Below are 20,279 nucleotides of genomic sequence, written 5' to 3' on the forward strand. Positions count from 1 at the left end.
GTGGGCGGAGGACCGCCCACCCTACGGTGCTTTTGCGATGGTGGCCAGCGGCTCGCCCTGCTCCCAGCCGCCGCCGAGGGCGCGCGCCACGGCGACGGTGGCCAGCAGGCGCCCTGTTGCGATCTGCGCCGCCGCACGGTCGGCCGCCAGCGCATTGCGCTGGGCGTCGGTGACGTCGAGGTAGGTCGACACGCCGCGCTCGTACCTGGCCTGCGCCACCTGCAGGGCGCGCGCCGCGGCCTGCTGCGACTGCGCCTGCACCTCGCCCTGCTGCCGGCGCTGCTGCACGTCCGACAGCGCATCCTCGACTTCGCGCAGCGCGGTCAGGAGGCGCGCCTGGTGGTTGGCCACCGCTTCTTCGTAACGCGCTTTCGACAGCGCCAGGTTGGCGCGGTTGCGGCCGCCGTCGAAGACCGGAAGCGACAGGGCCAGCGGACCGAAGGAGAACTGGCGCGCGCCGCCGCTGGCGAGGTCGCGCAGGTGCTCGGAGGCGTAGCCGAAGTTCGAGGTCAGCGAGAGCGAAGGATAGAAGGCGCCTTCGGCCACGCCCACCTGGGCGTTGGCGGCCTTCAGCTGGGCGACACTGGCGGCCAGGTCCGGACGCTGTCCCACCAGGCTGGCCGGCAGGCCGACCGGGATGCCAGGGGGCTGCGGCAGCCGCGCGCCCGCCGCACTCGCGAGCAGCGGCGCACTCGGGGAAGCGCCTACCAGGGTCGCGAGCGCGTGCTCGACCGCGTTGCGCTGGCGCTGCACCTCGTGCAGGTCGGCTTCGGCATTGGCGCGTTCGATGCGGGCGCGCGAGACGTCCAGCTCATTGGACAGGCCGGCCTTGAAGCGCGCCTCGACCAGGTCCTGGGCTTCGCGGCGGGCGTCGAGCGCGCCGCGCAGGATGGACAGCTCGGCGTCCAGGCCGCGCAGCTGCCAGTAGTTCGAGGCCACCTGGCTGGACAGCAGCAGGATCACGCCATCGCGATCGTCCTGGGCCGCCAGGGCCTGGGCATCGGCCGCTTCGACCACGCGGCGCACGCGGCCCCACAGGTCGAGCTCATACGAGAGCGAGGCCCCGACGCTGAAATTGTTGCCCTCGATCGAGCGGCCACCGAGCGCGATGCCCTGCGAGGTTTCGGCGGAGGTGCGCGAGTTCGACACGCCCGCGCTCACCGCGACGCTCGGCAGTTGGCCGGCGCGCACCACGCCCAGCTGGGCCTGGGCCTGCAGCAGGCGCTGCGCGGCCGCCTTCACGCCCGGATTGTCGCGCAGGGCGCGGCCCTCCAGGTCGTCGAGGGTGGCGTCGCCGAACACGGTCCACCACCGGGCCGGCAGGCGCGCCGCCTCGTCGGTCGCTGCCGCGTGGCGCCAGGATGCATCGGCTGCGGTGGCCGGCGCCTTGAAGTCGGGGCCGATGGTGGTGCAGCCGGCAAGCGCCGCGCCAAGGGCCGCGATCAGTACAGTATTCTTCAGCATGTCTATTCTCTCTTTCAATGCGCGCCGGAGGCGCCGCTCGGGGACTTCACCTTGTCGGCCAGCCAGATCGCCGCGATGCAGGCGATCAGCACGATGCCGATGATCCAGAAGCCGTCGTTGTAGGCCATCACATAGGACTCGCGCCGCACCAGGCGGTCGACCACGGCCAGGGCCTGGCTCGCGGCCGTCGCCGGATCCATGCCATTGGCAATGAAACCCTGGGTCAGCGCATCCAGGCGCTGCTGGGTCGCCGGGGCGAAGTGCGACACGGATTCGCCCAGCATCGCCGAGTGGAAGTGCTCGCGGTTGGTGAGGCTGGTGGCCAGCAGCGCGATGCCGATCGAACCGCCCAGGTTGCGGGTCATGTTGAACAGGCTCGAGGCCGAGGGCATGTCCTGCGGCGGCAGTCCCTGCATCGCGAAGTTCGACAGGGTCAGCATCACGAAGGGCTGGCCGATCGCGCGGATCACCTGCGTCCACATCAGCTGGTCGTAGCCGGTGGTGGCGTCCATGAAGGCGTTCATCAGGCAGGAGCCGCCGAACAGCAGCAGCCCGAAGGAGCACAGGATGCGGTTGTCGACTTTCGAGGACAGCGCGGCGGCAAAGGGCATCACGAACAACTGCGGCAGGCCGACCCAGGCGATCACTTCACCGATCTGCATCGGCGTGTAGCCCGCGATCTGGCCCAGGTAGAGCGGCAGCAGGAACGACGAACCATACAGCCCCATGCCGATCACGGCCGACAGCACGGTCGCGACCAGGAAGTTGCGCTGCCCGTAGAGGCGCAGGTTCACGAAGGGGTCGGGGCGCGAGAAGCTCACCGCCACCCAGCCCAGGATGCCGACCAGGGACAGCGAGGCGAAGGTGACGATGAAGGAGGATTCGAACCAGTCCTTCGAATTGCCCTCTTCCAGGAAGATGGTGAGGCAGGCCAGGCCCATCGCCATCAGGCCGATGCCGAGCCAGTCCGCCTTCAACAGCGCGTTGAAATTCGGCTTTTCCTTGTCCAGGCCGTACACCATGCCGGCAACCAGGAGCACGCCCGGCACCCAGTTGATGTAGAAGATCGAGGGCCAGCCGTAGAGTTCGGACAGGTAGCCGCCCAGGGTCGGGCCCATGGCCGGGGCGAGCGTGGCCGTGAGGCCGAAGATCGCCATGCCGGCCGCGCGCCTGGATGCCGGCAGCCGGGTCACCACCAGCGTCAGGGCCATCGGGATCAGGGCGCCGCCGGTAAAGCCTTGCAGCATGCGGAACACGATCATGCTTTCCAGGTTCCAGGCCGCGCCGCACAGGGTCGAGAAGAGCAGGAACAGGACGGTGGTCCCGATCATGTAGAGACGGGCGCCGAAGGCGCGGGTGAACAGCGCCGTCATCGGGATCACGACGATCTCCGCGCACAGGTAGGCGGTCGAGATCCACGAGCCCTCTTCCTGGGTGGCCGACAGCGTGCCCAGGATGTCGCGCAGCGAGGAGTTGGTGATCTGGATGTCGAGCACCGCCATGAAGGCGCCCAGCATGCCTGCGGCTACCGCCATCCAGGTGCGCGCATCGATGTGGGCGCCGTTGGCCGGCGCGCCCGGCACGGCGGCGGGCACGGCTGCCTTGCTAAGGCTGGTCATCGCGATTCCTTAGCGGGCGCTGGCGGTCTGGGTGTGCGCGCTCTTCTGGCCAAGCGCGACCTCGGCCACCACCGACATGCCCGGCACCAGGCGGCCGGCGTACTTCTTCACGTCCCGCGGGTCGAGCACGATCTTGACCGGCACGCGCTGGACGATCTTGGTGAAGTTGCCGGTCGCATTATCGGCCGGCAGCAGGGCGAACTGGTTGCCCGAGGCCGGCGAGAAGCTGTGCACGCGGCCGACCAGGTGCTTGCCCGGCAGCGCGTCGACGGCAAGCTCCACTTCCTGGCCCGGCTCGAGGCCGGCCAGCTGGGTTTCCTTGAAGTTGGCGGTCACCCAGACATCGTCCTCGACCACGGCCAGCATCTGCTGGCCCGGCTGCACACGCGCGCCGACTTCGACGCTGCGCTTGCCGATGCGCCCGGAGACCGGCGCGACGATGCGGTTGTAGCCCAGCTGCTGCTGCGCGTCCTTCAGCTGCGCCTGCAGCACCTTGACCTGGGCCCCGAGCACGTCGCGGCCGGCGCTGGCGGCCAGCACCTGCGCCTGGGCGGCGGCTGCGCTGTCGCGGCGCGCGGCCACGTCGGCCTGGGCCGAGGCACGGGCGGCGCTGGACGCATCCACCTCGGCCTTCGAGACTGCCTTCATGGTGTCGTTGTACAGCTGGCCGAAGCGTTCGGCATCCTGGCGCGCGCGCACCAGCTGGGCTTCGGCCTGCTTCACCTGGGCGCCGGCGGCGGCGGCCTGGGCCTTCACCTGCGCGATCTGCGCGTCGGCCTGCGCCATCTGCTGCCGGACGCTGGCGATCTGCGCCTCGATCTGCTCGACGCGCACGCTGTGGTCGGCCGGGTCCAGCTCGGCGATCACGTCGCCGGCCTTGACCATCTGGTTGTCGTCCACCAGCACGCGGGTGACGACGCCGGCCACGCGGCTCGAGACCGGGTGCACGCGGCCGGTCACGTAGGCGTTCTCGGTCTCCACATAGTGATGGCTGCGGTACCACATGCGGCCGCCCGCCCCCAGGGCGACGAGGGCGATCACCGCCACCACGCCGAGCACGCGCTTGTTGGGTGGCGTCTTGCCGGGTGCAGCGGGTGCTGGCGCTTGCTGGGCTGGCGGCTGCGCGGCCGGGGTGTGCGATTCTGCCATGACGGTCAAACTCCGAAGAAAAATGAAATGGGTCAATCGCATTATTCGGCAAGCCGCAGGCGAAGTCAAGAAATGAAACGGTTGCATTTCATTTTTAGGTGCATTACTCTACCCCTCATGAGTAAAGACCTTCCCGAGTCCAATCCGCCCCTGAAGTCGGCCGGCCGCCCCAAGGCCTCCGAGGTCGAAGCGCGCACCCGCGAACTGATCGACGTCGCCGGCTGTCTCTTCCTGAAGCACGGCTATACCGGCGTGAGCCTGGAAGCGATCGCGCGCGAGGCGCGGGTCGCGGTGCGCACCATTTATGTGAAGTTCGGCGGCAAGGCCGGCCTGCTGAAGGCCGTGCTGGCGGCGCGCCGCGAGCGCTTTTTCCCGGTCGGGAAAATGGACGTCGACCAGCGTCCGCTGCGCGAGGTTATCGGCGAGTTCGCCGGCTATTTCTACGACATGTTGTGCGAACCGGATGCGATGGCCTTGCAGCGCGTGGTGATCGCCGAGGCCGGCAGCAACCCGGAACTGGCCGAGGCCTTCTATGAAGCCGGCCCGCGCGCCACCCGCGAAATGCTGGAGCGCTACTTTGCCCGGCCCGACATCCGCGCCCAGCTGCGTCCCGACGTGCCGGTGGCCCTGCTCCCCTCGCACCTGATCGCCTGCATCAATGGCGACCCGGTCATGCGTTTCCTGTTTCCGCAACGCCAGCCGAGCCATGAGGAAGCCCGCCGCTTACTTGCCGATCGTCTAGAGCTTTTTTATCACAGCATTCTTTGACCAGATGGTCAAAAAGTGGTCTGTGCGTCATCGCACCGACCGGGAGCGCATTGTTATGTCAATCTGACATCCTTACCAAAGGAGGATGTCATGAACAAAAAAACGACAGCGGCAGTTCGCCGCGAGGAGGAAGCATGAGCAAGTCTTCCCGATACGAATGGCGCGACCAGCAGGCCGCCCTGCAGGAACGCATGAAAGGTTTCCTCCAGAACCCGAACAACGAACAGCTGGAAGCGGTCGTTGCCGACATGCGCGCCTATGCCGCCGCCGCACAGGCGGGGACCATCGATATCCCCGAGCGCTTCATTGCCTTCAGCTGAGCAGCTGCCCCGCTGAACGAACAAGCAGAACTGCCGCCCCGCGCAAGCCGGGCGGCATTTTTTTCGCCCGCGACTAGGCCAGGGCCGGCGCTGGGTCCGCCTGGGCCTGCGTCTCGAAATCGAACAGCCGGGTCAGGCAATAGACCTTGCGCGGCGCGCGGTGGCGTTCGTGGATCTCGCGGGTCATGACCTCCACGCGGCGCGGCTGGGCGGCCACCTGGCGCGGATCGATCGCATCGGGCGCACCATCGGCGAAGCGGGCCGCCAGTTGCTGGGAAATCGTGCCGTGGACGATGGCCGGCGCGCCGTGAACGGTGGTCTTCAGTTCAAAGCAGCGCGTTTCGGGCAGGACGAATACCGTCCCGATGTATTCATTGCCGTGTTCGTACATAACGATCTCCTCGGGCTTGACACGCGACCGGCGGCAAAGTGGCTTGCCGCCACACGCCCCCATCATAGCGTCAATACGATCGTGGCAACCCCGGCACGATTGAAACGGCGCACCCTCCGCTCACGCTGCCTGCTTGAGCCATCCGCGCGGCGACGTCCCCATCCGGGTGGTGAAGGCGCGCGTGAACGTGGAAGGACTGGTGAAACCCGTCTGCGCACTCACCAGCTTGACCGGCATGCCTTGCCGAAGCAGACGGCCACCCAGGGCAATGCGCCAACGGCTGAGGTACTCGCCGGGTGGCACCCCGACGACATTCCGGAAATGTTCGGCGAAGGCCGCGCGCGACATGCAGGCGACGGTGGCGAGCGACTGCAGGGTCCACGGTTCCTGCGGGCGTTCGTGGATCGCGGCCAGCGCCAGTGACAGCTGCCGGTCAGCCAGCCCGGCGAGCAGCCCGGGGGAGAGACGCCCGCTGTCGAACTCGCGTCGCATGAGCTGCACGAGCAGCACGTCGCACAGGCGGTCCAGCACCAGCTCGCGCCCGGGCGCCTCTGCCGCCGCTTCGCCGAACAGCATCTCCAGCGTCGCCCCGAGACCGGGGGTTTCGGACAGGGGCATGTGCATGCAATCGGGCAGCAGGCGCGCAAGCGGGTTGGCTACCCCTTCTTCGAACACGATGTCGGCGCACAGCAGCGAAGCGCTGTGCCCGGCAGGGATGCGCAAGAGATGGCTCATGCCGCGCGGATAAAAGACCAGCGAGGGCTCGTTCGCCCGGATCAGCTCGCCGTCCTCATGCACGAACTCAACCGGTCCGCGCCGCACCAGGTGAAGGTGGCCGGACATCCCGTTCTGACGGAAACGGTTGGCGTCGCAGAAGTCACCATTGAAGAAAACCCGGGCGTGAAACGCATGGCGGCCCAGGAGCTGTGACAGTTTGTCCATTTAATCAAATATCGACGTTTTGCAATCTTATCTGGACGATATGCATAGTTGCCGCATGGAAATTTATCGAATTTGGGTAGAGAATACCGATCCTTAACGGCATCCCGCCGCTTTTCTTTTGCCCTTTGAGACAATGAAGAACTTCCGTATCAAACACATCATCACGTCGGTCACCAGCGCCCTCATCGTCGTGACCGTTGCGGTCGGCGGCCTTGGTTATTATGCGACCCAGCAATCCGTGGACCTGCTCGAGAATCTCGCCCTGCGCGGCGCCAAACAGCAAACGGAGCTGGCGACCATCGCCTACCGGATGGAAACCAATCGTAGCCAGCTCCTGCAAGCCCTCCAGCACAACCCCGAAAGCAAATATGCGGTGATGCACGACCATCCGCTGGCGAACCATTTCAACAGCATCAACGCCAACACCGAGGCGCTGAAAAAGGAGTACGACACCCTGCTGGCCTCCCTCCAACGTCCGGAGACGAAGGAAGCGCTCGCGCGCTGGGAAAGCGCCAGCGAGGGCTTCGGAATCGACCTGATCGGCAAAGCATCCCGCGCACTCGAGGAGGGCAACTGGGATCTCGCGCAGTCGCTGCTGATCCGCCAGATCAACCCGACCTACCTGAAAGGCCAGCAGGCTTACGCAAGCATGCAGGATTTCATGAGCACCCGCGACGCACGTCGCGGCGAAGAACTGCATGAGCGCCTTCACTTCCTGAACATGCTCAGCATCGGGGCGATCCTGCTCGCCGTGCTGCTGGCGGTGGGCGCCACGGTCTATCTGGTGCGCGCCATCACCCGTCCGCTCGACGTGGCGGTGGAGGCGGCGCGCCGGGTGGCCGGCGGCGACCTCGGGACCCGCATCACGGTTGATTCGAACAACGAGTTCGGCCAGCTGCTGGCTGCCCTGCGCGACATGACGTCCAGCCTGGCCGGCATCGTGGGCGAGGTACGCAGCGGCAGCGAGATCATCGCCACCGCCTCGAGCCAGATCGCCATGGGCAATATGGACCTGTCCTCGCGTACCGAGCAGCAGGCCAGCTCGATCGAAGAAACCGCGGCCTCGGTCGAGGAACTCACCACGACGGTACGCCAGAACGCCGACAATGCGCGCCAGGCCAACGGCCTGGCGGCGACGGCATCGGATGTCGCTACCCGCGGCGGCGCCGTCGTCGCCGAGGTCGTGGACACCATGGGCGCCATCAATGAGTCGGCGCGCAAGATCGTCGACATCATCGCCGTCATCGACGGCATCGCGTTCCAGACCAATATCCTGGCGCTGAACGCCGCCGTCGAGGCGGCCCGGGCCGGCGAACAGGGCCGCGGCTTCGCCGTGGTCGCCTCCGAAGTGCGCAACCTGGCGCAGCGCTCGGCCAGCGCGGCCAAGGAAATCAAGGCATTGATCACCGACTCGGTCGACAAGGTCGACAGCGGCACCCACCTGGTGAGCCAGGCCGGCGCCACCATGCAAGAAATCGTGCAGAGCGTGCGCAGGGTGGCCGACATCATGGGAGAGATCACGGCGGCCAGCAGCGAACAGAGCGCCGGTATCGAACAGATCCACCAGGCCATCAGCCAGATGGACCAGGTCACCCAGCAGAATGCGGCCCTGGTCGAAGAAGCGGCCAGCGCGGCCCAGTCGCTCGAGGAAAGCGCAGCCAGCCTGGCCCGGCGCGTCAGCGTGTTCAAGACGGGTGAAGAAACCGAGCAGCCGACGACACGCACCGCCGCTATCCGGCCCGCGGCCAGCCGCGTTGCGCCTGGCCAGCTGGCCTGGTCGGCGGCCTGACCCCTGCAACTCGCGCCGGCGCCATGCATTTCGCGCCGGCTCCCCGCCGCTTCGTCGCAAGCCAGGGCCGGGCGGCCGGCGCCTCGCTAGAGTGGCTCCATCGACAACCCGAAGGAGACTACCACCATGAACCCGATCCGCAGCGCCGCCTGCCTCGCCCTCAGCCTCACCAGCCTCCTTGCCCTGCCCGCCTGCGCCGCCGACCTGACCGTCCGCGTCGCCGACATCCCATCCGCACAGGGCAGCATCATGGTCGCCGTCTACGATGGGCCGGCCAATTTCCTGCGCCGCCCGGTGCAGAGCGCACGCGCGAACGCCGCCACCGGCGCCGTCGACATCGTCATCAAGGACCTGCCGGCGGGCGGCTACGGCATCGCCGTGTTCCACGACGCCAACGGCAACGGCAAGATGGACAGCAACTTCATGGGCATCCCGGTCGAAGACCACGCCTTCAGCAACAATGCGCGCGGCAATATGGGCCCGCCCAGCTTCGACCAGGTGAAGTTCAGCCTGCCGGCCGCGGGCGCCACCGCCACCATCAGCCTGCGTTGAGGAGCCGGACATGGACCGCCGCCGCTTTCTCGCAGGACTGGGCGCGCTCACCCTGGCCAATGCCGCCCGCGCCGACCGGGAGACCTTCCGCCGCTTCCACGCCGCGCTCGAACGCAATCCCAGCCTGGGCGTGTTCGCCGACACGGTCGGCAGCCAGCTTGGGGAAGCGGTGGTCGCCGGCCGTATTCCGCAGGACCTGCAAGGCAGCTTCTACCGCAACGGGCCGGGGCGCTTCGAACTGGGCGGCGAGCGCTATCACCACTGGTTCGACGGCGACGGTTTCGTGCAGCGCTGGACCATTGTCGATGGCAGGGTCCGGCACCAGGGGCGCTTCGTCGAGACGCGCCGCTACCTCGACGAGTCACAGGCCGGCCAGTTCCTCTACCCGTCCTTCGGCACGTATGTCGCACGCCGGGGCTTCCGCGACAACGACACCCTGAACGCGGCCAACACCAACCTGGTGCCGCTGGGCGGCCGCCTGTACGCGCTGTGGGAAGGCGGCTCGGCCTACGAGGTCGATCCCGAGACCCTGGCGACGAAAGGCGTGAAGACCTGGCGCGACGACCTGCGCGCCATGCCCTTCTCGGCCCATCCGAAATGCGATCCGCAGGGCGGCATGTGGAATTTCGGCGCCCTGCCCGGCTCGAACCGCATCGCCCTCTACCAGATCGGCGCCGATGGCGCGGTACTGCGCACCGGCCTCGTCGAGGTGCCGCGGCAAGCCATGGTGCATGACTTCGTGGTGAGCAGCAAGCACCTGATCTTCCTGGTCCCGCCCTATGACCTCAAAGACGGCAAGGAATTGAGCTTCGCCGAACGCCACGCCTGGGCCGGCGGCGGTCCCGCCGCGCGACCGATGCGCGTCGTCGTGGTGGCCAAGGACACCCTGGCGGTGCGCCAGGTCTTCGAACTGCCGCCGCGCATGGTCTTCCACTTCGGGAATGCCTGGGAAGACGGCGCCTGCACCCGCTTCGACACGGTGCTGCACGAGGGCGACGTGCTCAGTGACCTGGGCGGCCTGATGGCGGGCGAACAGCGCGCCAACGCGCAGGGACGCAGCGAGGCGGTGCAGATCTGCCTGGACTACGGCGCCCGCCAGGCGCGCGTGAGCCGCCTGCTGGGCCCGAGCGAATTTCCGCGCGTGTCGCCGCTGGTCGTCGGCGCCCGCCACCGCAGGCTGGTACTGCTGGGCAGCGACCAGCACAAGAGCCCGGCCCGGCTCGACACCGTGAACCTGGTCGACCTCGACAGCGGCAAGGTCGACGGCTACCGTTTCGGCGCGGACTGGCAGGTCGAGGAACACGTGCTGGTCCCGCGCCGCAACGCGCGCCTTGAAACCGACGGCTATCTGGTGGGCGTGGCCCAGGACTTGAAGAAAGGCGTGGGCGTGATGACGGTGTTCGATGCGGCGCGGGTGAACGCCGGCCCGGTGGCGCTGGCCCGGCTGCCCTATCGCACGCCGCACTGCTTTCATGGTAATTTCTTGTCTGCATGATCACCACGACCCACCTCAGGCGCGGCCATCCGCTGGAACTGATTCCCCTGTTCCGCCGCTGGGCGCCCTCGCCCCTGCGCAACCTGCTCTACACGGCGATCTGGAGCAGCCTGCTTGCGCTTGCGCTGACCGTCCTGCAGAAGCTGTTCGGCCGGGGCGGCGCCTCCTTCATGCGCCTGCTGTTCGCCACCATCGTGATCAGCAACCTGATCGGCTTCATGGTCCACGGCGCCCTGCAGCTGCTCGAGCATTACCTGCCGCGCCATAACATGCTGCTGTTCCGTTGCGCCCAGCTGCTGGCGGTCGCCACGGCCAGCATGATCGGCATCCCCTTCGGCAACGCGCTGCTCGTCGGAACGCATCCGATGCGCTTCTTCCAGCACAGCTCCGCACTGGCCATCCTGGCAAGCTTCGCCGTGATGACCGCCGCGTTGATGGTGATGCTGCTGGTCGCGGGCGAGCGGCGGCTGCGGCGCGCGGAAGAGTCGGCGCGCCAGCAGGAACAGATCGCCGCCGCCGGCCGGCTGATCGCGGAAGCCCGCCTGCGCGCCCTGCAGGCCCAGATCGAGCCGCACTTCCTCTACAACACCCTGGCCAATGTGGTGAGCCTGATCGATGCCCAGCCGGCCAAGGCCAGGCGCATGCTGGAACGTTTCATCGACTACCTGCGCGCCAGCCTGGCCGCCAGCCGCGCGGAACACGCCACCGTTGGCAGCGAGCTGGAGCTGGCCGGCGCCTACCTCGACGTGCTGGGTGTGCGCATGGAGCAGCGCCTGCGCTGGCGCTTCGAGCTCGATCCGGCAAGCAGCGGCCTGCCGATGCGCCCGATGCTGCTGCAGCCCCTGGTCGAGAACGCGATCATGCACGGCATCGAACCCAAGCTCGAAGGCGGCGAGATCGTCGTGCGGGCGCGGGTCGACAACGGTCTGCTCTGCATCGAAGTGGTGGACAGCGGCCTTGGCCTGCGCATGGCGCCGCCCCGTCCCGGTGGCGGGGTCGGCCTGTCCAACCTGCGCGAACGCCTGCGGCAGCTGTTCGGTCCCGCCGCACAACTGCAGCTCATCGAAAACCCGGCGGGCGGCGTCACCTCGCGCCTGCTGCTTCCCTTGTCCATGGTGCCATCATCGACCATCCCCACGCCCTGATCGCGGACGACGAGCCGCACCTGCTCGACTACATGGCCACGCAGCTGGCTGCTGCCTGGCCGGGCCTGCGCATCACGCGCGCGGCCAACGGCATCCAGGCCCTGCAGCTCATCGACGAGCTGGCGCCCGACGTGGTCTTCCTGGATATCCAGATGCCGGGACTGAACGGCATCGACCTCGCCGCCCGCCTGTGCGAGGGCGCCAATGCGCCGCGCGTCGTGTTCACCACGGCCTACGAGCACTACACGCTGCAGGCCTTCGAGCATGCGGCCTTCGACTACCTGCTCAAGCCGATCGGCCTCGAGCGCCTGTCGCGCACCGTGGCGCGGCTGAAGGAGACGCTGGCCCGGCCTGTTTCATCGCCGCCCGCGGATGCGCTGGCGGCCTTGCTGCGCCAGCTCGGCGTCGCTGCGCCCGCCCCAAGCCCGCTGCAATGGATCCGCGCCGCCAAGGGTCAGGAAACGCGCCTGATCGCCATCGACGAGGTGATCTACTTCCAGAGCAACGACAAGTACACCAGCGTCTTCCTGCCTGATGGCGAATGCCTGATCCGCACGCCCCTGGCCAAGCTGAAGGAGCAGCTCGATGCGCAGCAGTTCTGGCAGATCCACCGGGGAGTGATCGTGGCGGCGAAGCATATCGCGGGGACGCGCACGGATTTTCGCGGGCGGCTGCACGTGCGCTTGAAGGGGCGCGACGAGCAGCTGGTGGTGAGCCGGAATTACGTGGATCTGTTCAGGCAGATGTAGGCTGCGGCGCTTATCCGGGCCTTCCGCTAGTCTTCAACCAGCAAGAGGAACAAGCCGCCATAGGTGAGGACTGCCGTGAACAGCGCCAGCAAAACCCCCAGGAAGGGGTAGCAACTGAATTTCGGGCGGCGCTTGCGCTCTTTTGCCGGCTGATGAGCGACTTCGATCGGAGGAACTGCGGTCATACCTACACTGCTACTAAAAATCAAGAGCGGCAAGTATAGCAACAAAAATATGCAATAGAAATAGATGTTTCTTTCTAGAATGTTTAGCAGTGGGTACTTGTATCTTCCCAAATGAAAAACGGGACCGCGAAGGTCCCGTTCTTGTGCCTGGCCGCGCCGCGCTTATTTCTTGCGTGCCGGCGGCAGGTCGGTGCAGACGCCCTTGTAGGCTTCCGCCGCCATGCCGATCGATTCGCCCAGGGTCGGGTGCGGGTGGATGGTCTTGCCGATGTCCACGCCGTCCGCGCCCATCTCGATGGCCAGCGCCACTTCACCGATCATGTCGCCCGCATTGGTGCCGACGATGGTGCCGCCGATGATGCGCTTGGTCTCGGCATCGAACAGCAGCTTGGTGAAGCCCTCGTCGCGGCCGTTGGCGACCGCGCGGCCGCTGGCGTTCCACGGGAAGTGGCCCTTCTCGACCGCGATGCCCTTCTGCTTGGCTTCGTCCTCGGTCAGGCCGACCCACGCGACTTCCGGATCGGTATAGGCCACCGACGGGATCACCTTCGCATCGAAGAAGGCCTTCTCGCCGTGCGCGGCTTCCGCCGCCACGTGGGCCTCGTGCACCGCCTTGTGCGCCAGCATCGGCTGGCCCACCAGGTCGCCGATGGCGAAGATGTGCGGCACGTTGGTGCGCATCTGGCCGTCCACGCCGATGAAGCCGCGGTCGCTCACAACCACGCCAGCCTTCTCGGCGGCGATCTTCTTGCCGTTCGGGCTGCGGCCCACCGCTACCAGCACCAGGTCGTAGACCTGGGCTTGCGGCGCCGGCTGGCCCGCTTCGGCGGCTTCGAAGGACACCTTGATCCCTTCCGGCAGCGCTTCCACGCCGACGGTCTTGGTCTTCAACATGATGTTGTCGAAGCGGTGGGCGTTGTACTTCTGCCAGACCTTGACGGCCTCGCGGTCCGCGCCCTGCATCAGGCCGTCCATCATCTCGACCACGTCGATGCGCGCACCCAGGGTCGAGTACACGGTCGCCATTTCCAGGCCGATGATGCCGCCGCCGATGACCAGCATGCGCTTCGGTACCTGGCGCAGTTCCAGCGCGCCGGTCGAGTCGACGATGCGCGGATCTTCCGGCACGAAGGGCAGCTTCACCACCGAGGAACCGGCGGCGATGATCGCTTTCGCGAACTTGACGACCTTCTTCGAGCCATCCGCCGCAGTCACTTCGATGTGGTTCGGGCTCAGGAACTGGCCCACGCCCTGCACCACATTGACCTTGCGCGCCTTGGCCATGAAGTTCAGGCCGCCGGTCATCTTCTTGATCACGCCATCCTTGTAGGCGCGCAGCTTGTCGATGTCCACGCTCGGCGGTGCGAAGCTCACGCCCAGGTCGGCCATGTGCGCGGTCTCGTCCATGATGTGCGCCACGTGCAGCAGCGCCTTGGACGGGATGCAGCCCACGTTCAGGCAGACGCCGCCCAGGGTCGCGTACTTCTCGACCAGCACGGTGTTCATGCCGAGGTCGGCCGAGCGGAAGGCGGCCGAGTAGCCGCCGGGACCGGCGCCCAGCACCATCATCTCGCATTCGATGTCCACTTGGCCGCTGTAGCTGGCCGCGCCCGGGGCCGGGGCGGCTGCCGGGCTGGCCGCCGGCGCCGGATGCGCCGGTGCGTAGGAATCGGTTGGCTTGGTGGCGGCGGTCGGCGCGACAGCCTGCGCCGGCTGGGCCGGTGCAGGGGCCGCGGCCGGCGCGGCTGCGCCAGCACCGGATTCTTCCACCATCAGCAGCAGCGAACCTTCGTTCACCTTGTCGCCAACCTTGACCTTCACTTCCTTGACCACGCCGGCATTCGTCGACGGGATCTCCATGCTGGCCTTGTCCGATTCGACGGTGACCAGGGACTGGTCGACCTTGATGGTGTCGCCCGGCTTGACCAGCAGCTCGATGATCTCCACGTCCTTGAAGTCGCCGATATTCGGGACTTTCACTTCAACAGTGCTCATTCCCGGGCTCCTTACAGAAGGGTCTTGCGCAGGTCGGCCAGGACGTCGGCCAGGTAGGCGGCGAAGCGCGCGGCGCCGGCGCCGTCGATGACGCGGTGGTCATAGGACAGCGACAGCGGCAGCATCAGGCGCGGCTGGAAGGCCGAGCCATCCCACACCGGCTTCATCGCCGACTTCGACAGGCCCAGGATCGCGACTTCCGGCGCATTGATGATCGGCGTGAAGGCCGTGCCACCGATGCCGCCCAAGGACGAGATCGTGAAGGTCGCGCCCTGCATCGCGCTTGGGGACAGCTTGCCCTCGCGCGCCTGGGCCGACAGCTCGCCCATCTCGACGGCGATCTGCGAAATCGTCTTCTTGTCGGCATCCTTCACGACCGGGACCACCAGGCCGTTCGGGGTGTCTGCCGCGAAGCCGATGTTGTAGTACTGCTTGACGATCAGGCTGGCGCCGTCTTCCGACAGCGACGAATTAAATTGCGGGAACTTCTTCAGCGCGGCGACCGACGCCTTGATGACGAAGGCCAGCATGGTCAGCTTGACGGTCGACTTCTGCTTGGCCAGCGCGGCGTTCGAATCGACGCGGAACTGCTCCAGGTCGGTGACGTCGGCGTCCTCGAAGTGGGTCACGTGCGGGATCATGACCCAGTTGCGGTGCAGGTTCGGGCCGGAGATCTTCTTGATGCGCGGCAGGGCCACGGTCTCGGTCGGGCCGAACTTCGAGAAGTCCAGCGACGGCCAGGCCAGCACTTCCAGGCCGTTGCCGGAGCCGCCCGACTTGGCCGGGGCGGCTGCTGCCGGGCCGGCTGCCATCACGCCCTTGACGAAGTTCTGCACGTCCTGCTGGGTGATGCGGCCTTTTGGGCCGGTGCCCGGCACGCGCGCCAGGTCCACGCCCAGTTCGCGGGCGAACTTGCGGATCGACGGCGAGGCGTGGGCTTTCGAGCCGGTGACGCCATGCGCCGGGGCTGCGGCAGGCGCCGGTGCGGCTGCGGGTGCAGCGGCACCGGCCGGAGCAGCGGCAGGGGCCGGAGCAGCGGCTGCGGGCGCCGGAGCGGCAGCGGCAGCGGCAGGCGCAGCGGCAGGCGCGCCGCCGGTCGACTCGACCAGCAGCACCAGCGAACCCTTGGCGACCTTGTCGCCGACCTTGACCTTGATTTCCTTGACGGTACCGGCGTGGCTGGACGGGATCTCCATGCTCGCCTTGTCCGATTCGACCGTGATCAGGGACTGGTCGACCTTGATCTGGTCGCCCGGCTTGACCATCAGTTCGATGACTTCGACTTCCTTGAAGTCGCCGATGTCCGGCACGGTGACTTCGACGATGGCACCGGCGCCAGCCGGTGCGGACGCCGCAGGGGCGGCGGCCGGCGCCGGCGCGGCGTCGGCAGCCGGTGCGGGTGCGGGTGCAGGCGCGGCGGCCGCAGGCGCAGCGGCTGCGCCGCCAGCTTCCTCGACCAGCAGCACCAGCGAACCTTCGGCAACCTTGTCGCCGACCTTGACCTTGATTTCCTTGACGACGCCGGCGTGGCTCGCCGGGATTTCCATGCTGGCCTTGTCCGACTCGACGGTGATCAGGGACTGGTCGACCTTGATCGTGTCGCCCGGCTTGACCAGCAGTTCGATGACTTCGACTTCCTTGAAGTCGCCGATATCGGGTACTTTGACTTCCACAATGCTCATAGTGTTAGCTCCGTTATTCTTTGAGTTAGCCTAAGGGCGCCGCCCCTGCCCACGCGGGGACGGCGCGCTTCGAGCATTTACTGGGTCACAGGATTCGGCTTGTTCTGGTCGATGCCGTACTTGGCGATCGCCTGCGCCACGATAGCACGGTCGATCTTGCCCTCATCGGCCAGGGCGCGCAGGGCGGCGACGGTGACGTAGTAACGGTTCACCTCGAAGAACTCGCGCAGCTTGACGCGCGAATCCGAACGGCCGAAGCCGTCGGTGCCCAGCACCTTGTAGGTACGGTCCTTCGGCATGAAGGCGCGGATCTGCTCGGCGAACAGGCGCATGTAGTCGGTGGTCGCGACGATCGGGCCCGCGGTGTTCTGCAGCAGCGAGGTCACGTACGGCACGCGCTGCTGCGCATCCGGGTTCACCATGTTCCAGCGTTCGCAATCCTGGCCGTCGCGAGCCAGCAGCGTCAGCGACGGGGCCGACCATACGTCCGCATCGACGCCCCAGTCGTTCTTCAGCAGCTCGGCGGCGAAGATCGACTCGCGCAGGATGGTGCCGCAACCGATCAGCTGGACGCGCTTGGCGTCTTCCTTCTTGCCCTGGATCGGCGCGCCTTCCTGCAGCAGGTACATGCCCTTCAGGATGCCCTCTTCCTGGCCCGGCTTCAGGCCCGGATGCGCGTAGTTCTCGTTCATGATGGTGATGTAGTAGAACACGTCTTCCTGTTCTTGCACCATCCGGCGCAGGCCGTCCTGGATGATCACGGCGACTTCGTGGCCGAAGGTCGGATCGTAGGGCATGCAGTTCGGGACCGTGGCCGCGATGATGTGGCTGTGGCCGTCCTCGTGCTGCAGGCCTTCGCCGTTCAGCGTGGTGCGGCCGGCGGTGCCGCCCATCAGGAAGCCGCGCGCACGGATGTCGCCCGCCAGCCAGACCAGGTCGCCCACACGCTGCATCCCGAACATCGAGTAGAAGGTGTAGAACGGGATCATGGTGCGGTTGTTCGACGAGTACGAGGTCGCCGCGGCGATCCACGAGCTCATGCCGCCCGCTTCATTGATACCCTCTTGCAGGATCTGGCCGGCCTTGTCTTCGCGGTAGTACATCACCTGGTCGCGGTCGACCGGCTCGTACAGCTGGCCCTGCTGGTTGAAGATGCCGATCTGGCGGAACAGGCCTTCCATGCCGAAGGTACGCGATTCGTCGACCAGGATCGGCACGATGCGCTGACCGATGCTTTCATCCTTGAGCAGGCTGGTGATGACGCGCACGTACGATTGCGTGGTCGAGATCTCGCGGCCTTCCGCGGTCGGCTCGATCACCGCCTTGAAGGTCGACAGCGGCGGCACCACCAGGTTTTCATCGGCCTTCGACCGGCGCTGCGGCAGGTAGCCGCCCAGGGCCTTGCGGCGCTCGTGCAGGTACTGCATTTCCGGCGCATCGTCGGACGGCTTGAAGAAGGGGATCTCGGCCAGCTTGTCGTCCGGGATGGGGATGTTGAAGCGGTCGCGCATCTCGCGGATGGCGGCGTCGTCCAGCTTCTTGGTCTGGTGCGCGGTGTTGCGCGCCTCGCCCGACTTGCCCATGCCGAAGCCCTTGACGGTCTTCACCAGCAGCACGGTCGGCGAACCCTTGTTCTCCTGCGCGTTCTTGAAGGCGGCATAGATCTTGTGCGGATCGTGGCCGCCGCGGGTCAGGCGCCAGATGTCGTCGTCGCTCATGTTGGCGACCATCTTCAGCAGCTCGGGGTGCTTGCCGAAGAAGTGCTTGCGCACGTAGGCGCCGTCTTTCGCCTTGTAGTTCTGGTATTCGCCGTCGACGGTTTCCATCATCACGCGCTGCAGGATGCCGTCCTTGTCTTTCGAGAGGAGCGCATCCCACTGCGAGCCCCAGATGACCTTGACGACGTTCCAGCCGGCGCCGCGGAAGTCCGCTTCCAGCTCCTGGATGATCTTGCCGTTGCCGCGCACCGGGCCGTCCAGGCGCTGCAGGTTGCAGTTGACGACCATGACCAGGTTATCGAGACGCTCGCGCGCGGCCATGCCGATCGCGCCCATCGATTCCGGCTCGTCCATCTCGCCGTCGCCGCAGAAGACCCAGACCTTGCGGTTCTCGGTGTTGGCGATGCCGCGTGCGTGCAGGTACTTCAGGAAGCGCGCCTGGTAGATCGCCATCAGCGGGCCGAGGCCCATCGACACGGTCGGGAACTGCCAGAAGTCCGGCATCAGTTTCGGGTGCGGGTAGGACGACAGGCCCTTGCCGTCGACTTCGCGGCGGAAGTTCAGCATCTGCTCTTCGGTGATGCGGCCTTCCAGGTAGGCGCGCGCGTAGATGCCGGGCGAGGAGTGGCCCTGGATGTACAGCAGGTCGCCGCCGTGGTCTTCGGTCGGGGCGTGCCAGAAGTGGTTGAAGCCGATGCCCAGCATGTTGGCCAGCGAGGCGAAGGAGGAGATGTGGCCGCCCAGGTCGCCGTCGGCGCGGTTGGCCTTGACGACCATCGCCATCGCGTTCCAGCGCATCCACGAGCGCAGGCGCTCCTCGTATTCCAGGTTGCCCGGGCAGTTCACGTTCAGGTGCGCCGGGATGGTGTTCACATAGGCGGTGTTGCTCGAGAACGGGATGTGGGCGCCGCGGCGGCGGGCCAGGTCGACCATGCGCTCCATCAGGTAGTGCGCGCGCTCGGTACCCTCGTGTTCAATCACCGCTTCCAGCGCGTCCAGCCATTCCTGGGTTTCGAGCGTGTCCGGGTCGTTGGCAGCTTGTGCCGTCAACTGGTCGAGTTGAGCTGACATTAATGCGTCTCCTTGAGTTTGCGCCCCACCCGATCCCTTATCAATGGCTGGCGGCGATGGTGAAATTTCAACTATCTGAAAATAAACCGTTCGATTCTACCAGTGGAGTTTGCCTTTTTCAAATTGCGATATGTCATTTCATAGTGTGAAATTGAATGCTGCAAGTGCACATTTTTCCCTCTGGGGCGCGATAGCAATCCTATAACGCGCAGCCGGCGGCTTGCTCCTTCCTTTGGCGGAAAACCGAGGATTAATATGACAACGCTTGCCCCCATGCGGCGCGCGATAGGTGTGCGGGCTTTATAATTTCATTTTTGCCTAGCCGTGAGCCAAAACATGCCAGCCCAGAACATCGACGGAGTCCTCCTTTCCCAACAACTGCGCGGCGAGATCGCCGAGCGCGCCGCCAAACTGACCGCCAGCGGCCGCCAGCCCGGCCTGGCCGTGATCCTGGTCGGCGAGGACCCGGCGAGCCACGTCTACGTGCGCAACAAGGTCAAGGCCTGCGGCGACGTGGGCTTCCATTCGGTGCTGGAGAAGTACGACGCCGACCTGAGCGAAGAGGCCCTGCTGGACCGCATCGCGGCCCTGAACGACGACCCGGCCATCCACGGCATCCTGGTGCAGATGCCCCTGCCCAAGCACATCAACCCGAGCAAGGTCATCGAAGCGATCGCCACGAGCAAGGACGTGGACGGCTATTCGGTGCTGTCGGCGGGCGAGCTGGTCGCCAACCTGCCGGGCTTCCGCCCCTGCACGCCGTACGGCTGCATGAAGCTGATCGAAACCACCGGCATCGACCTGCGCGGCAAGCACGCCGTCGTGATCGGCCGCTCGAACACCGTCGGCAAACCGATGGCCCTGCTGCTCTTGCAAGCCAACGCCACCGTCACCATCTGCCATAGCGCGACGCCGGACCTGGGCCTGTACACCCGCCAGGCCGATGTCGTGGTCGCCGCCGTCGGCCACCGCAATACGCTTACCGCCGACATGGTGAAACCGGGCGCGGTCGTGATCGACGTCGGCATGAACCGCGACGACGCCGGCAAGCTGTGCGGCGACGTCGACTACGCCGGCGTACGCGAGGTGGCCTCGCACATCACGCCGGTGCCGGGCGGCGTCGGTCCGATGACGATCACCATGCTGTTGATGAATACCCTGGAGTCGGCCGAACGTGTCAACTCCAGCAAGCAAATCGTGCCGGGCGAGGCCTCGGGAATGGAACCGAAGCCTGGCGTGGCCTAA

The 20,279-nt window shown here is 66.5% G+C and carries 17 protein-coding genes; 8 read left to right on the forward strand and 9 right to left on the reverse strand.

Annotated features, from left to right (window positions below; all coding sequences use genetic code 11):
• Positions 1–21 precede the first annotated feature (21 nt).
• From NX780_RS02580 to NX780_RS02590, 3 genes are read right to left on the reverse strand one after another with little or no spacing between them, the layout of a single operon-like run.
• Positions 22–1,464 carry an efflux transporter outer membrane subunit gene (locus NX780_RS02580; protein WP_258826297.1) on the reverse strand — a complete coding sequence of 481 codons (1,443 nt, stop codon included), beginning with the start codon at positions 1,462–1,464 and terminating at the stop codon, positions 22–24.
• 14 nt (positions 1,465–1,478) lie between these two features.
• On the reverse strand, positions 1,479–3,083 hold the full coding sequence (locus tag NX780_RS02585; protein WP_258826298.1) for a DHA2 family efflux MFS transporter permease subunit: 1,605 nt from the start codon (positions 3,081–3,083) through the stop codon (positions 1,479–1,481).
• Positions 3,084–3,092: 9 nt separating this feature from the next.
• Positions 3,093–4,232 (reverse strand): HlyD family secretion protein, encoded by a 1,140-nt coding sequence (locus NX780_RS02590; RefSeq protein WP_258826299.1) that lies wholly within the window; start codon positions 4,230–4,232, stop codon positions 3,093–3,095.
• 117 nt (positions 4,233–4,349) lie between these two features.
• Here NX780_RS02590 and NX780_RS02595 point away from each other — a divergent pair, with 117 nt between their 5' ends.
• Complete coding sequence (locus NX780_RS02595) at positions 4,350–5,000, forward strand: TetR/AcrR family transcriptional regulator (RefSeq protein ID WP_258826300.1); 651 nt, start codon at positions 4,350–4,352, stop codon at positions 4,998–5,000.
• 134 nt (positions 5,001–5,134) lie between these two features.
• Positions 5,135–5,320: a hypothetical protein gene (locus tag NX780_RS02600; RefSeq protein ID WP_258826301.1), complete on the forward strand. Its 186-nt coding sequence runs from the start codon at positions 5,135–5,137 to the stop codon at positions 5,318–5,320.
• A gap of 73 nt (positions 5,321–5,393) precedes the next feature.
• On the opposite strand, the gene NX780_RS02605 is transcribed toward NX780_RS02600, so the two are convergent.
• The gene (locus NX780_RS02605; RefSeq protein WP_258826302.1) at positions 5,394–5,711 is read right to left on the reverse strand and encodes a hypothetical protein; all 318 of its coding nucleotides are present in this window, start codon (positions 5,709–5,711) and stop codon (positions 5,394–5,396) included.
• A 120-nt stretch (positions 5,712–5,831) separates the two neighbouring features.
• Positions 5,832–6,653, reverse strand: coding sequence for an AraC family transcriptional regulator (locus NX780_RS02610; RefSeq protein WP_258826303.1), 822 nt, complete (start codon positions 6,651–6,653; stop codon positions 5,832–5,834).
• 133 nt (positions 6,654–6,786) lie between these two features.
• Here NX780_RS02610 and NX780_RS25185 point away from each other — a divergent pair, with 133 nt between their 5' ends.
• The 5 genes from NX780_RS25185 to NX780_RS02640 all read left to right on the forward strand — a co-directional run bounded on the left by NX780_RS25185 (position 6,787) and on the right by NX780_RS02640 (position 12,383).
• Complete coding sequence (locus tag NX780_RS25185; RefSeq protein WP_307732585.1) at positions 6,787–8,442, forward strand: methyl-accepting chemotaxis protein; 1,656 nt, start codon at positions 6,787–6,789, stop codon at positions 8,440–8,442.
• Between the two features lie 126 nt (positions 8,443–8,568).
• Positions 8,569–8,994, forward strand: a complete 426-nt coding sequence (locus NX780_RS02625) for a DUF2141 domain-containing protein (RefSeq protein WP_258826304.1) — start codon at positions 8,569–8,571, stop codon at positions 8,992–8,994.
• A 10-nt stretch (positions 8,995–9,004) separates the two neighbouring features.
• Positions 9,005–10,489 carry a carotenoid oxygenase family protein gene (locus NX780_RS02630; RefSeq protein WP_258826305.1) on the forward strand — a complete coding sequence of 495 codons (1,485 nt, stop codon included), beginning with the start codon at positions 9,005–9,007 and terminating at the stop codon, positions 10,487–10,489.
• Positions 10,486–11,634: a sensor histidine kinase gene (locus tag NX780_RS02635; protein WP_258826306.1), complete on the forward strand. Its 1,149-nt coding sequence runs from the start codon at positions 10,486–10,488 to the stop codon at positions 11,632–11,634. The genes NX780_RS02630 and NX780_RS02635 overlap by 4 nt, the downstream gene beginning before the upstream one ends.
• A gap of 32 nt (positions 11,635–11,666) precedes the next feature.
• On the forward strand, positions 11,667–12,383 hold the full coding sequence (locus NX780_RS02640; protein ID WP_258826307.1) for a LytR/AlgR family response regulator transcription factor: 717 nt from the start codon (positions 11,667–11,669) through the stop codon (positions 12,381–12,383).
• A 26-nt stretch (positions 12,384–12,409) separates the two neighbouring features.
• On the opposite strand, the gene NX780_RS02645 is transcribed toward NX780_RS02640, so the two are convergent.
• From NX780_RS02645 to aceE, 4 genes are all read right to left on the reverse strand, one after another.
• Positions 12,410–12,568, reverse strand: a complete 159-nt coding sequence (locus NX780_RS02645) for a hypothetical protein (RefSeq protein ID WP_258826308.1) — start codon at positions 12,566–12,568, stop codon at positions 12,410–12,412.
• A 162-nt stretch (positions 12,569–12,730) separates the two neighbouring features.
• The gene (gene lpdA / locus NX780_RS02650) at positions 12,731–14,563 is read right to left on the reverse strand and encodes a dihydrolipoyl dehydrogenase (protein WP_258826309.1); all 1,833 of its coding nucleotides are present in this window, start codon (positions 14,561–14,563) and stop codon (positions 12,731–12,733) included.
• A gap of 11 nt (positions 14,564–14,574) precedes the next feature.
• Positions 14,575–16,245: a dihydrolipoyllysine-residue acetyltransferase gene (gene aceF / locus NX780_RS02655; protein WP_258826310.1), complete on the reverse strand. Its 1,671-nt coding sequence runs from the start codon at positions 16,243–16,245 to the stop codon at positions 14,575–14,577.
• Between the two features lie 77 nt (positions 16,246–16,322).
• Positions 16,323–19,034: a pyruvate dehydrogenase (acetyl-transferring), homodimeric type gene (gene aceE / locus NX780_RS02660; protein WP_258826311.1), complete on the reverse strand. Its 2,712-nt coding sequence runs from the start codon at positions 19,032–19,034 to the stop codon at positions 16,323–16,325.
• Between the two features lie 336 nt (positions 19,035–19,370).
• On the opposite strand from aceE, the gene folD reads away from it, so the two are divergent.
• On the forward strand, positions 19,371–20,279 hold the full coding sequence (gene folD / locus NX780_RS02665; protein WP_258826312.1) for a bifunctional methylenetetrahydrofolate dehydrogenase/methenyltetrahydrofolate cyclohydrolase FolD: 909 nt from the start codon (positions 19,371–19,373) through the stop codon (positions 20,277–20,279).

It is taken from the genome of Massilia agri (assembly GCF_024753255.1).
GTDB classification, from domain to species: Bacteria; Pseudomonadota; Gammaproteobacteria; order Burkholderiales; family Burkholderiaceae_D; genus Telluria; species Telluria agri.

Excerpts from the sequence above, each read along its gene's own strand:
- NX780_RS02625 (WP_258826304.1), top strand. The coding sequence starts at position 8,569 with ATGAACCCGATCCGCAGCGCCGCCTGCCTCGCCCTCAGCCTCACCAGC.
- NX780_RS02610 (WP_258826303.1), bottom strand. The coding sequence starts at position 6,653 with ATGGACAAACTGTCACAGCTCCTGGGCCGCCATGCGTTTCACGCCCGG.
- NX780_RS02635 (WP_258826306.1), top strand. The coding sequence starts at position 10,486 with ATGATCACCACGACCCACCTCAGGCGCGGCCATCCGCTGGAACTGATT.
- NX780_RS02580 (WP_258826297.1), bottom strand. The coding sequence starts at position 1,464 with ATGCTGAAGAATACTGTACTGATCGCGGCCCTTGGCGCGGCGCTTGCC.
- NX780_RS02605 (WP_258826302.1), bottom strand. The coding sequence starts at position 5,711 with ATGTACGAACACGGCAATGAATACATCGGGACGGTATTCGTCCTGCCC.
- NX780_RS02640 (WP_258826307.1), top strand. The coding sequence starts at position 11,667 with ATGGCCACGCAGCTGGCTGCTGCCTGGCCGGGCCTGCGCATCACGCGC.
- NX780_RS02630 (WP_258826305.1), top strand. The coding sequence starts at position 9,005 with ATGGACCGCCGCCGCTTTCTCGCAGGACTGGGCGCGCTCACCCTGGCC.
- NX780_RS02590 (WP_258826299.1), bottom strand. The coding sequence starts at position 4,232 with ATGGCAGAATCGCACACCCCGGCCGCGCAGCCGCCAGCCCAGCAAGCG.
- NX780_RS02645 (WP_258826308.1), bottom strand. The coding sequence starts at position 12,568 with ATGACCGCAGTTCCTCCGATCGAAGTCGCTCATCAGCCGGCAAAAGAG.
- aceE (WP_258826311.1), bottom strand. The coding sequence starts at position 19,034 with ATGTCAGCTCAACTCGACCAGTTGACGGCACAAGCTGCCAACGACCCG.
- folD (WP_258826312.1), top strand. The coding sequence starts at position 19,371 with ATGCCAGCCCAGAACATCGACGGAGTCCTCCTTTCCCAACAACTGCGC.
- NX780_RS02595 (WP_258826300.1), top strand. The coding sequence starts at position 4,350 with ATGAGTAAAGACCTTCCCGAGTCCAATCCGCCCCTGAAGTCGGCCGGC.
- lpdA (WP_258826309.1), bottom strand. The coding sequence starts at position 14,563 with ATGAGCACTGTTGAAGTGAAAGTCCCGAATATCGGCGACTTCAAGGAC.
- NX780_RS02585 (WP_258826298.1), bottom strand. The coding sequence starts at position 3,083 with ATGACCAGCCTTAGCAAGGCAGCCGTGCCCGCCGCCGTGCCGGGCGCG.
- aceF (WP_258826310.1), bottom strand. The coding sequence starts at position 16,245 with ATGAGCATTGTGGAAGTCAAAGTACCCGATATCGGCGACTTCAAGGAA.
- NX780_RS25185 (WP_307732585.1), top strand. The coding sequence starts at position 6,787 with ATGAAGAACTTCCGTATCAAACACATCATCACGTCGGTCACCAGCGCC.
- NX780_RS02600 (WP_258826301.1), top strand. The coding sequence starts at position 5,135 with ATGAGCAAGTCTTCCCGATACGAATGGCGCGACCAGCAGGCCGCCCTG.